Raw genomic sequence first — 11,971 nt, 5'->3', positions numbered from 1 at the left:
TACGCGACGTTGGCTTGACCACTCTGACCTAAACCATACTCCAGAGACGAAATAGCGTTATCCGCGTCCAACGCGCGACTACTTCGTTAGTTTCGCTGCAGGCCGTATTGAGCTTTTCGCGATCATTGCCGACCCGCTTGATTAGCGCCTCGGCCTGAGGGCCGTGCTCCTGCCTCCGGCCCTTCCATTTTCCCGATTTGCGCGCACAGCTAACTGGCAATAATCAAGAGCAGGAACGTGCCCTCAAATGCCGCCACAGCGTATCCGCTTTCTGCCATCGGCTTTAGAAGCCCGACATTCCGGTTCCGGTCCCCTAAACGGCCTGTCAGCTTTGCGCCCGATGTCGGTCATTCCAACCTCTCGTCTATCCCCAGAAGCTGACATCGCGACCTAGAGATCCCAACCTCACACCTGTTTCCGTCTCACCATTGGAGATCGCCAGTGTAAGCGTGCTCAAGGATCACTGCCCGAGTTGGTCTGCGATCTCGGCATAGGTCCGGGCTTTCTCAATATGCCGCGCGACAGAAGCGAAAGCCTGCGATTTTGACCGTGCCTGCCGCGACGCTTCATGCGTTCGCTTGTCGACGTAGGTAACATCAGCATAGGCGGAAAGACAGGCGAGATGACGGTCGGTCAATTCACTGCCATCCCATTCTCGCGTGTCGGGATGAAACCGTCGAATGGCATTGTAAATCACACCGGACGGCAACCGCTCTTCCTTTACCTTCGCAATCAGTTCCTGCCACGGCAACCTTAGCTTGCGGTTCAGCACTTCCAACTTTCTACGGAAAACAGCCAGGTCGCCCACATCGGCAAGCGTCGTGTCCGGGCCGATATCAGATAAGTCGAGCCCGCTTGCTTGCAGAATCCGCAGCCCGGGATTGTCGGGGTGTATCGCCTTTACGCCAAAGCGAAAGACCTCTTCGAAAAACTCCTTTGATGATTGTTCGGCGTCGGGAATACGTTTGTCGCCACGTTCCCGTATATCCGCCGCAAGGCGGTCATGCAGGCGCTGGAACTGCCGTTGCATATCTTGGGGTGTGCGAAGCTCGTCGTTGAGGAGATCGACCATCTTGGCATCGGAATTGTCCGCAAAATTGGATTTGGATATTGCAACCACTTCGCGGGTTCGTTCTTCGCTCTCGATAAAACCAGCGCGAAGTGCTGTCCAGCTTTCCAGGAACGGCCGAACGAGGTCAGCGCCGCTGGTGAGCCGGAACATGCTTTTTGCCGCTTCGTTGCGCACCGCCTCAACTTCCATTGCCGGATTCTGGAATGCAGCGGCAATCTCAAATGATTGCAGGTCGGTGACCGAGCCAATCAGGTCTTCCTTTCGGAACGACGCGATAGCAGCCACCATGGGCAGGGACCGAAGGTAAGCGACACGTTGCGCCGCTACATCCTCACCCTTGTGCGAAAAAAGCTCCTGGAGGTGGTCCCAACAGAGCAGCAGCACGCTGCCGCTTTCCGCGAAGGCTTGTTCAAATGCCTTGGCCCGCGCCTGCTGGGTATGGTCGGTCGATGTCTTGTCTGCTGCTACCGCGCCGAGATGCGAGGAGTCGAGCGCCACGAATTTGGGGCGGATAATTCGGAATATCTGGTCCGGCATAAATTACGTCCTAGCCAGGGACCTTAAGTCTTCTATCGTGCGGCGCTTCTTCAATCGCTTTGATGGCCCGCACCGCGGCATGGCCGAGGCTGGGATCGATCGACCAGGCCTGCAACAATTTGATGTCGCTCGCGTTGCCTAAGCGACCGAGATTTGCCAACGCTTTCTCAATTACAAACGCAATGCCGAAAAACTCGAAATACCCGGTTTGTTGTGCGGGTTGTTCAAGCGCGGCTCGATAGATGGCAGCCATTTCCTCCGGAAATTCTTGGGCGAATGAAGCGGTCGCCGGCTCCGATCCGGGAAGGCGCTGCGCGCTCTCAGAAAATGTGTGGTCAGTGCCATAGAACTCCCCGGCAACGGTCGCGGCCACGCCAAGTTCGTGGCGTGACAAGATCGCCAGAGACCCCGCGCAGTTAAGCCTTCGCTCCGCCAGCGAAAGGTCATCGCGGTTCAGCCAGTAGATAATTGCCCCACAGGCTAGGAGCGCTTGGTCGGCGGAGGAAAGGGCTTCGGTCGAAAAGTCGGGCAGCGGTGCATGCAGTCGTGCAAGTGCTGCGTAGGCCATTTCGAAAGTGCGAATGGCGTCCTGTATCATGACTTCTTTTTTCGGCGGCAGAGCCGCCCAGCGCGCGAGGATCGGCGCTGTCGCCGGGTCGGCATAGGATGCGACTTCCGCGATCAGGGCCGGCGTGAACATCCAGTGGCCTTCGGCACCCTTGGCCGCCATGATGGTCAGCGCTTTGCGATCCTCGCTCGGCAGGTCATTCCACCCCTCCCAATAGGCCGTATCATAGGGGTGGTCGAATTGCGCATTCCAAAGGCCGTCGGCAGCTTGCCACATCAAGGGATTGTCGCGATCCGCTAGCACCACTTCCATCTGTTCTTTGACGCTTGTGACATGTTCGGCTTGGGCGTCGTCCAAAGCACCGAGGAACTTCAACGCATCAATCATACCCGATGAGTCGAAACCGCCATTCGAGGGCATCAGGTCCTCGATGACAGCAATCAGGGCTCGGCGCTGGTCATCGTTGAGCGCATGGGCACTCATGCCCGCCGCATGCATAAGCGCTAACCGAAGATGATGACCCGCCTTTGGCCAGATGCGATACAGTATGTCCGGCAAGACGGTCCCTAGGGAAGGGTCGTTCCGGTCGGAATATCGGTCCAGCTCGACCAGCAACCCGACTTGACCTGGGCTGAGAGTTTCAGAACGCAATCGCTCGGCAAGATTTGCCGTGGGCGCGACTTTGGGCCCGTTGTAGAGGTGCCCACTATGAATAGGACTGCAAATCTGGCTGAGGCCGATCTCACGCCCGCCGAAACCCGTGTAGCTCACCGAATAAAGGCCGCTGCGCAAGCCCACCTTCTTCTCTTTCGCTTCGTCCCGCAGCCTGCGCTGTTCTTCATCAAGCCGCTGATCCATTTTACCGATCAGGCTCAGCACCTGATCGAGACGTCGCCCGGCTACAAGTTCGGATGGGATTGCCTCAAGCACGGCCCGGTCCTGCGGAGACCAGTCTTGAAGGGTCTCGGGCTGCGCCTGGACGCTCCAATGGAACTCTTCCGAAAGTTCAAACCGCACTGTTTCAGTTTCTTGCGCGATCCGCTCCAGCACGTCGTCACAGCGCTTGTTGGCCCAGAGTTGTGCGTCATTCCCGCATTGACCGCCAAAACATGCTTGCACGACCCATGCATCGGATATGGTGGACAGCACCTGGCGCCGAAAGCTGTCGTCATCGATGGCGCCCAGCACGAAAGGCTTCATTTCGAGATGCTGCGGCCACCGCAGGGCTGCAACCACCGCGTCGGCATCATTGCCGGAGCGCCGGATAATCGCTTCGGCGGCAAACACGTTAAGGAACATCTCGTGACTGAAGCTCACCCGGTCGCCGCGTTTGTTTAAGATGTTGGCCGCTTGAAGCGTTTGCAACAGGTCACCAGAGACCCCTTCGCGATCCGACAAACGGTCAAGCTCGCGAACCGATAGGCCGAAACTTATCCGCTCGGTCATCATCCCGGCAACGCGGGATAGAGCCCGAATGCCATCCGACGCCGAAGAGCCAAGCCGCTCGCGCACATAGGCATCAAAGAGGCCGTATTTGCTGGTGCCGGGCGGCAAGTGTTGACCGAGCTGCCCGACCATTCTGGCTTCAAGGCCGCTTCCGACGGTACCAAGCAATTCCGAAAACGCTTCCATCGAAACGCCGCTGGCGGCCTGCTGGGCAATGGCTTGCTTCATCCTTGTGTCTGGGGCGAGGATGGCATAGCTGCGCGCCGGCAGAAGATCGCCGCGCTCAAGACTTACTCTGCTCGAAACGACGGCGGTTGCGTCATACCGCTTCACAGCAGCAGCAATGCTTCGCGTAAGGCGCTGCCGCTCGGATGGCGTGCATTCGTTGTAGCCATCGACCACCAGCACCAGTCGTCGATCTAACATCCGCGCCGCCGAAATCACCGATGCGGCCGATTTTGCGTCGAGCAGTGCCGCTTCGCGGTTTGCCACCTCGCGCAGATTCCCCTCGAAATCCTTCGCGGGAATGACAATTGGCACCCGCCCAAGGCGCAGAGCCGTGAGGGCTATCTGGTACGACAGGAGGCTTTTGCCGCAGCCTGAATCCCCTGTGAGCAGCAGGTTTTCGTCTAGTGCCGCCTGTTCCAGAACTGTGTCCGAGGAAAGCGTCTCGCCATCACGAAGACATGAGGCCGCGACCATCTCGGAAGCGGGCGGGCCATAGATACGCGTAAACGCATTGCCGTAAGCAGCCAGCAGCCGTTCGGCATCAAGAACCTTTTGGCTTAAGGCTGCGTGAAGCGAGGGGACCGCTATCAGATGATGATGGACGGCGAAGGCGCGCCACCGATCCAACGACCAGCCACGACGATTCACTGACTTGATGAGTTCTGGCAACGCATCCAGGCCGCCTATCGAAACCTTGAAATCACCGGTCGGGATCGATGAACCGGTCGGGATGACAGGGGCGAATACCAGCGCCGCGTCGGGGTACGGAACGTCTGCTTGTGCGAATGCCGCCATCGAATCGCGGAGCGCCAGTTTTTCGTTGAGGGTCTGAACGTAGAGATTGGGAATTTCTCTCCATCGGCCCGACGCAAGTCTCACCTGCCAGTCGCCGTTTTCGCTGCCGCGCACGGGAGAGGTAAAACCTTTGGATTCTACCACAAGGGCAGCGTGGTCGAGGCCAATCACGAGGTCAATTTGCCGGCCACCGAAATTCAGATTGGCGAGGAGAACAGCTGGAACGCCATGGGCCGATAGAAACTCGACGGCATGCGCCAGGGTAGCCCGCTCCGATGCGTGCTTTATAAGATCGCCAATGAAAATCTCGATGGAAGCCATCGCGGCTCTTTTCTCTGTTGTTTCACTCAATTATGCACGAAAGGCGGGCACAAGACCCAGTCGAGATTTAGAGCGCCCATCTGTCCACCGAGCCTCAATGGCGGTTGAAAATTACAATGCCGAAAAGGGGTTTCGGGCTATTTGACCGACCGAATCCCAGGCTATATGCGACGACACGCATTTGATAGAAACTCTTCACTAGCTAGACTGTAAATGACCGATACAGAACTTTCATTTCCTGTAGTGCACATGTATTTTTCAAGGTTTATTTCCGACAATGCCCACGCCCTCCCATCTTGATTGGCTTGTCGATACCGGTGAGCGGCTAAAATCCGCTGACGGTGTTGAAATTGAAGTATGGGAGCTTCAGTTCGGTGACGATCCCGCCGTGCTGTCGGCCTGGGCGAAGCATTTTCGCGAGCATTATGCCGATGACGAGATGCTGAAGAAACTTGTCGACGGAACTGGCAAAAGCGCCAGCCAATATCTGCTTGAAATGAAGTTTCCTGACGAAAAGGCGGCGCCAGGGCCCAGCATCCGGTCGGGCGATTTTGCCGAAATTCTTGTCGCAGATTATATTGAATACAAGCTTGGCTATTGGTGCCCACGGCAACTTCGGTACGACCAGAAATGGAGCCGCAACGAGTCGACCAAGGGCTGCGACGTATTGGGTTTCCAGTTCGTCAATAATGGCGGCATTGATCCAAATGACGAACTTTTTGTTTTTGAGTCCAAGGCAGCGATGTCCGGTAACACGCCTGTTAACCGGCTGCAGGATGCCGTGAACGATTCTGCAAAGGACATATTGCGGGAAGCGACAACATTAAACGCGCTCAAGCAACGTTTTCTGGAGCGCGGCGAAGCGGCTCCGGCAATGAAAGTGCAGCGTTTCCAAGACATGGCCGATCGACCTTTTAAGCGGATAAGCGGCGCGGCCGCCGTGCTGAATTCTTCCTTGTATGATGGGACGCTGGTTTCTCAGACGACTACCGCGGGTCACTCCAACACAGCGAACCTAAAGCTCATTGTCATTCGTGGCGAAACGCTGATGAACCTTGTCAACGCACTGTATGCGAGGGCTGCGAATGAGGCCTGAAGCAAATGCGGAGCGCGTACTCGCCGTTACCCGGTCGAAAGCAAAAATGTACGAATTCGACGTACCGCTGGAGGCGCATATTGACCTGCCACAGCGGCCGGAACTGTTGTTCTCATTAGCCGTCGGCCTATTGGGAGATGCAGCCGCAGCCATTGCAGCCGGCGAAGCAGTCACCGGGCGCGAGCAGACGACACATCAGTCGGTCGTTTTCGTCGCAACTTATTTTGAGGCATTCAATGAAAGTCGTCTTAACGACGACGTGGAGGTCGACTTTTCCCTGCTGGGCGCAGCCGCGTATTACCTGGCGGATAACCCCGGAAGCGCGGTGGTTGTTGCGCGCGGCGCCCAGCCGCCGCCGGTTGCACACGGAGCAGGGTTGGCCTTGTTGTCATATCGCCTGCTGCGGTCCAACTACGAACCAATCGGGGACACTGCTTATGGTGATTATCCTGATCGGATTCTTTCGGCGCTAGCGTCCTATCTCGATGGTGTTGGGAGTGAGGAAGAGGCACTAGCGCTTGCATTGACCGTTCGCGACGAGGCCTATCGCTCCGGCGATGGCCGGGAACTGCTTTACGCAGATATTGCGACCGCCATTCTCCGAAAGAAGATTGGCAACTCTGCGCGGGCAATTTTGCCAACGGCTTCGGGCCTTGCCCTCGAAATCTGGCAACCCGCGCTCCAACGCGCTACGTTTCCGCGCGAATTGTGGCCTTCGCAACAGCGTATCTGTGTAGCGGGGGTGCTTCATGGCGCGTCGGCTATAATCCAGATGCCGACAAGCGCCGGAAAAACCCGGGCGACGGAGCTGATACTTCGTAGTGCCTTCCTCAGCGACCGCGCCTCACTGGCAGTCATCGTTTGCCCTTTCCGATCGCTTTGCCATGATATTCGGGGAGACATGGCGCGCGCCTTCTCGGGCGAAAATGTCGTTTTGAATGAGGCTACTGATAGCTTTCAAAAGGACCTTGCGGTTGAGGATTTCTGGGAACAGAGAACGATCCTGATTGTTACGCCAGAAAAGCTTCTCTACCTGCTGCGAAGAACGCCGGAATTAGCTCAGCATATCGGGCTCGTTATCTACGACGAAGGGCACCAGTTTGACAGCGGTGCGCGGGGCGTCACTTACGAGCTCCTGCTGACCTCGCTTAAATTGTCGTTGGCGGAAAACACCCAAATTGTGCTGATCTCGGCGGTGATCGCGAATGCCCGCAACATAGCCGGCTGGTTGATCGATGACGAAGACGCCGTTGTTGATGGCGCAGGGTTGTTGCCCACGGCAAGACGAGTTGCTTTTGCAAGCTGGCAGACACAGCTTGGCCGCCTTGAATATGTGAGCCCGCTCGACCCCGACGATGCCGAGTTCTTTGTGCCTCGCGTGATTGACCGGGTTTTGCTTCGGAAACTTAAGCCCAGGGACAACGACCAGTATTTTCCAAAAGCCGAGGATGGAGGCTCGATCGGCCTCTATCTTGGGCTGAAGCTTGTTTCCAAGGGAAGCGTTGCCGTGTTTTGCGGCCGTAAAGACAGCGCGGTAAAAATCTGTGCAAATGCCGTGGACCTGTTCGAGCGGAGCAATGCATTCAATCGGCCTGCTCAACAAGCCGATCCCGACGAGGTGCAAAAACTGACGTCGCTGTTCTCGCGCCACATCGGCGAAACGGCCTCAACGACGAAAGCCGCTGCGCTTGGCATCTTTCCGCATCATGCCAGCGTGCCGAACGGCCTCCGGCTTTCGGTTGAATTCGGGATGAAGACCGACCGGATAAAGTTTGTCGTTTGTACCTCGACCTTGGCGCAAGGCGTCAATCTGCCTATCCGATACCTGATTGTCACAGGTGTTTATCAGGGTGGCGAGCGGATGCTCGTTCGGGATTTTCACAATCTGATTGGGCGTGCTGGCCGCGCCGGCATGCATACCGAAGGCAGCATTATTTTCGCCGATACGAAGGTATTCGATAAAAAGCGTCAACTTCGCGATGGATGGCGGTGGCGGACGGCAAAAGAGTTGCTGGACCCAGCGAATTCAGAACCGTCCAGCAGCAGCATATCCGCAATTTTTCAGCCCTTCGAATTTGGGCGGCCTACCCAGAGAATAACGATAAACGTCGAACTTTTGCATAATCTATTGTTCGATGACGAAACCACCGTCGAGGCCACTGTTGCCGCATTGGTGAACCAAAATCCTGGCGTCGATGCCAAGGAGTTCCGGCGATATTTGCAAGAGCGCGTGCGGGTCGTTCATGGCATCGCCTCGTTCCTGCTGGCTCATTTGGATTTTGCCGTGGACGGGCTGGCAGAGCGTGCGTTCAACCTTGCCAAGAATACGCTTGCCCATTACCTCGCCAATGAAGGACAACAGGTACAGATCGAAACCGTCTTCCGAACGATTGCCGAGCGGATCCTTGCAGGGGCGGCGACGGAAGAGTTGCGCGCGACACTGCGACGGTCGCCGCTGACCCCAACCACGGTCAATAGTTTAAAGGCATGGCTTGCTGACAATCGAGCGTCTCTGATCCAAGCCCTTCAGGGGGGAACGCTTCTCGCGCCGATATCGGCCGTTGTCCTTCAATACAACCGCAGCAGCACAATCACATCGCTTTCCGATCAGACGATCATGCCGCTGATCATCGAAAGTTGGGTGGAAGGCGCACCCTTCGCTGCCATCTTCCAACTGATGGTAGAGAGGGGCATTCGCATTGGCGGCAACAACCGGCGCCCAACGGTCGAGGATGCCGTCGCTATCTGCGAGAGCGGATTAGGATACGAAGGAGCGATGATACTCGCCACCATTGCCGACCTTGCCGAAGGGGATGAGGGAGAATTGCCTGGTGCTCTTGCGTTTCTTCAACGGCAACTAAAATGCGGCCTGCCATCTCTTGCAGCCCTTGGGTTTTTCGAAGCAGGATTTGCCGACCGCGTTGTCGCGCAGACGCTTGCAGATGCTTTTCCAATCGTCGGTGATCGCGAAACCGCCCGGTTTGCCGCCCGCATTGCGGCACCTCGAATCCGCGAGATTCTCAACCCGTTCCCCACCTATTTCAGCTCCGTGCTGGACGAATTTGTAGCATGAGATAAGCCGAGCAGCGCAGCCATTCGTTCACGCTAAGCCTCAGGACGCCGTTGCAACACGACGTCGTGAGGCCATTCGCCAGTTGGCTTCGGTACGCGATCTTCTGGAGGCGGTGAGAAGGGTTGATTCGACGTCGATGCCTGAGCATAAGAGCCATCATTATGTGCCGCAGATGTATATGCGTCTGTTCGCGCGCGCCGGCGATAACCGGATTGGTGTCTATGTGATCGACCGTGCCAAGTTCATTCCCAACGCCCCAATACGCGGTCAGGCGTGCCGCAACTACTTCTACGGAAAGGATTCGCGCGCGGAGCGCGCCTTTGGTTATCTAGAGGGCCATGCGTCGAGAATTTTTGCCGAAGCTATCAATCACGACCGGCTACCGGTGCCTGCGAGCCAAGATCATGAATGGCTGATCTTTTATCTCGGCATGCAGCACGCCCGGACGGTAGGGGCAGCAGAGCAGCACAATGAGGGATCGGAGAAGATCTCCAAGGCGATACTCCGCCAGAAGGCTGAGTTCGAAGAAAATAGCGAAATGCTCGCCGCGCTCGACAAAGTTCGGATCAGGCGGACGAACGCGGTTTCCGAGCTAGTGAGCTACGCGACGATCGGCGCCAGCCTTCTATCCGATCTTACGTTCGTACTCATCCAGAACGGTAGTGATACAGCCTTCATCGCGTCCGATACTCCTGTCGTCTTCCATAACAGGTTGTATGAAGGTCAACACATCGGCGTTACCGGCTACGCAAACGTGGGGTTGCAGCTGTTCCTGCCATTGGGCCCACGGCTGGTCCTTTTCGGATTCGACAGCGGAGCGTACACCGTGCAGAAGAATGCGGGAGGTCTCGTCAGGGTCGACGACGACGCACAGGTTCGCCTAATTAACGACCTTCATTGGGAATCTGCTTATGCGGTATTGCTCGTGTCGCCGGATACGTCCGAGCACGCTTTGCAAGCATCGGCATTGGATTGGTCGTCATGCCGTCGCACCGAGCGAACGATATTCCGCGAAGAGATCGTATTTCAATCGGACAGCGAATTGCGAACGCGGCACGGATCGGGCGAGGCGCCTTCGACAGTGCCACTCGATCTTCCGTTCATCAACTGCAAATTGCTCAAACCGGCATTGCTTACGTCGTTGGAGGTACCGCCTTTTCGAGACCCTGACCGTGTCGCTCGTGTCGACCGGGCATTGGAACTGCAGCGGCGAACCTGACACTTCGGAATGAGACCGGCGGCTTTTCGATCTTCGCTCCCTAGAACAGTCGGACGGCTTACGGCCCCATAACAGGACGTTGATTGTCTTCGCGCTGAGCGTCAGCAGTTGGCGCGAGTTCGCCGTTTACTGACCCAATCCGGCGGCCAGGATCGGCGGCGGAAACCGCTTCTGTTCGGGCTTGAGCTTGCCGTTCACAATACCTGCACCATAACAGTTGTGTGGGAATGGATTTTCGCAACTCCGTTGATGAAGCAATCGATGGATACTTCAACGTCCGCTGGCCGGCGTGACCGGGCGATACAGACAATTCGCCGACGCTGGTGGTCAGAGAGCGTCCTCGGTTCGGGCTCGCGATCGGAACCCAGTCGAGATCGTCTCTTGAACGGAAGACGGCCCCGTTGCCGCTGGTGATCTGAGATGCACGAACACGCAAAACAGAGCCGGGGCACCGATCGACTGAGTCCACAAAAGCGCCGCGATCGGCCGAGGAAGACCCACAACAAGCGCCTTGCTGAGCAGATTCGCAAGTTTCTCCGCAAGCACTATGCGAGCAAATATCGGGTGCGGTAAACAGTGGTCGCTGCACCTGGAACCCCAATGTGCAAGGGAGATTGTCATGGCAGAGAACATTGCCCAGAAAACCTGTACGCCCTGCCGCGGCGGCATACCGCCGCTGACCGAGAAGGAAGCCGGCGGATATCTTTCTCAGACGCCCGGCTGGAATATTCTGGAGGCGGGACACCTGATACGCCGCAAATTTAAGTTTGCGGATTTTCGGGAAGCACTCACCTTCGTCGACAGGGTCGGCCGGTTGGCGGAAGAGGAAGGGCACCATCCGGACATCTGCTTCGGCTGGGGCTACGCGGAAATCTCGCTGCAGACCCATAAGATCAGGGGCCTGCACGAGAACGATTTCATCATGGCAGCGAAGATCAATCAGCTAGCTGGTCTGTAAGAGCGGCCCTTGCTCAGCGCAGGCCGAGCTGCGTGTCGCATTTTGCTAACGAAATCTGAAACCGCTGCCGATAGCCGGTTCCAGATTATCCCCATGACCCCCAGAAATCTCGTCGTCTGCTGAAACCCAGGCTCTCCCAAATCGTTGTGGTGTTAAATGGAGGACCGACTATGCGCAATTTCCTGATCAATTCCGCCCTTGCGTTGGCAATGGGCATTTCGGGCTTGCCGCTGAATACCGGCTCCAGCGCAGCACAAGAATTCGAGTTCAGCATCGGCCGCGATGGCCCGCAACTCCGCACGCGCGAACGTTGCGATCCTTACGAAGACGATGACTGCTACGAGGGTCGTTATGTCGAGCAGCGTGTCGTTCGTCGCGGCTGCACGGAAGACCGAGCGCTCGACAAGGCCGAGCGGATGGGCGTCCGGCCGGCCCGCATCGTCACGGCGGGTCGTCGCACTATCGAAGTGCGCGGTCGGTCGCGCGATGGTGAGCGCGTCTATCTGACGTTCGGCCGCGAGCGCGGCTGCCCCGTCTACTGACGCAAGTCAGTGCGAGCCGATGACCACGGCATAGGTGCCGAGTGTGCGGGCGGAGTAAAACCGTCCAGCGGCTAGGCTGTGGGACGAAAACCGCCAGAAGTTGGACTACCCCTTGG

7 protein-coding genes are annotated in these 11,971 nt (G+C 57.1%); 5 read left to right on the top strand and 2 right to left on the bottom strand.

Translation table 11 applies throughout. From position 1 onward, the window contains the following. Nucleotides 1–460 precede the first annotated feature (460 nt). Nucleotides 461–1,609, bottom strand: coding sequence for a hypothetical protein (locus NKH36_RS11730; RefSeq protein WP_352962075.1), 1,149 nt, complete (start codon nucleotides 1,607–1,609; stop codon nucleotides 461–463). A 10-nt stretch (nucleotides 1,610–1,619) separates the two neighbouring features. Beyond that, entirely contained in the window at nucleotides 1,620–4,967 is a 3,348-nt protein-coding gene (locus tag NKH36_RS11725; protein WP_352962072.1) for an NERD domain-containing protein, read from the bottom strand. 277 nt (nucleotides 4,968–5,244) lie between these two features. On the opposite strand from NKH36_RS11725, the gene NKH36_RS11720 reads away from it, so the two are divergent. The 5 genes from NKH36_RS11720 to NKH36_RS11700 all read left to right on the top strand — a co-directional run bounded on the left by NKH36_RS11720 (nucleotide 5,245) and on the right by NKH36_RS11700 (nucleotide 11,855). Next, complete coding sequence (locus NKH36_RS11720; RefSeq protein ID WP_352962069.1) at nucleotides 5,245–6,063, top strand: Hachiman antiphage defense system protein HamA; 819 nt, start codon at nucleotides 5,245–5,247, stop codon at nucleotides 6,061–6,063. 46 nt (nucleotides 6,064–6,109) lie between these two features. Further along, complete coding sequence (locus NKH36_RS11715; protein ID WP_352962066.1) at nucleotides 6,110–9,136, top strand: DEAD/DEAH box helicase; 3,027 nt, start codon at nucleotides 6,110–6,112, stop codon at nucleotides 9,134–9,136. Nucleotides 9,137–9,218: 82 nt separating this feature from the next. Continuing rightward, nucleotides 9,219–10,355 carry a DUF4238 domain-containing protein gene (locus NKH36_RS11710; protein WP_352962063.1) on the top strand — a complete coding sequence of 379 codons (1,137 nt, stop codon included), beginning with the start codon at nucleotides 9,219–9,221 and terminating at the stop codon, nucleotides 10,353–10,355. Between the two features lie 619 nt (nucleotides 10,356–10,974). Beyond that, nucleotides 10,975–11,313 carry a 4a-hydroxytetrahydrobiopterin dehydratase gene (locus NKH36_RS11705; RefSeq protein WP_352962060.1) on the top strand — a complete coding sequence of 113 codons (339 nt, stop codon included), beginning with the start codon at nucleotides 10,975–10,977 and terminating at the stop codon, nucleotides 11,311–11,313. Between the two features lie 170 nt (nucleotides 11,314–11,483). After that, nucleotides 11,484–11,855: a hypothetical protein gene (locus NKH36_RS11700; RefSeq protein ID WP_352962058.1), complete on the top strand. Its 372-nt coding sequence runs from the start codon at nucleotides 11,484–11,486 to the stop codon at nucleotides 11,853–11,855. Nucleotides 11,856–11,971: the final 116 nt, after the last annotated feature.

The organism is Mesorhizobium sp. M1312 (genome assembly GCF_040318115.1).
GTDB lineage: Bacteria > Pseudomonadota > Alphaproteobacteria > Rhizobiales > Rhizobiaceae > Mesorhizobium.
Note: the sequence above shows the minus strand (reverse complement) of the source record. Positions and strands in the feature narration are given on the sequence as shown.

Bases quoted from the DNA above. Each gene is read 5' to 3' on its own strand.
- NKH36_RS11730 (WP_352962075.1), bottom strand. From the start codon at position 1,609: ATGCCGGACCAGATATTCCGAATTATCCGCCCCAAATTCGTGGCGCTC.
- NKH36_RS11725 (WP_352962072.1), bottom strand. From the start codon at position 4,967: ATGGCTTCCATCGAGATTTTCATTGGCGATCTTATAAAGCACGCATCG.
- NKH36_RS11720 (WP_352962069.1), top strand. From the start codon at position 5,245: ATGCCCACGCCCTCCCATCTTGATTGGCTTGTCGATACCGGTGAGCGG.
- NKH36_RS11715 (WP_352962066.1), top strand. From the start codon at position 6,110: ATGTACGAATTCGACGTACCGCTGGAGGCGCATATTGACCTGCCACAG.
- NKH36_RS11705 (WP_352962060.1), top strand. From the start codon at position 10,975: ATGGCAGAGAACATTGCCCAGAAAACCTGTACGCCCTGCCGCGGCGGC.
- NKH36_RS11700 (WP_352962058.1), top strand. From the start codon at position 11,484: ATGCGCAATTTCCTGATCAATTCCGCCCTTGCGTTGGCAATGGGCATT.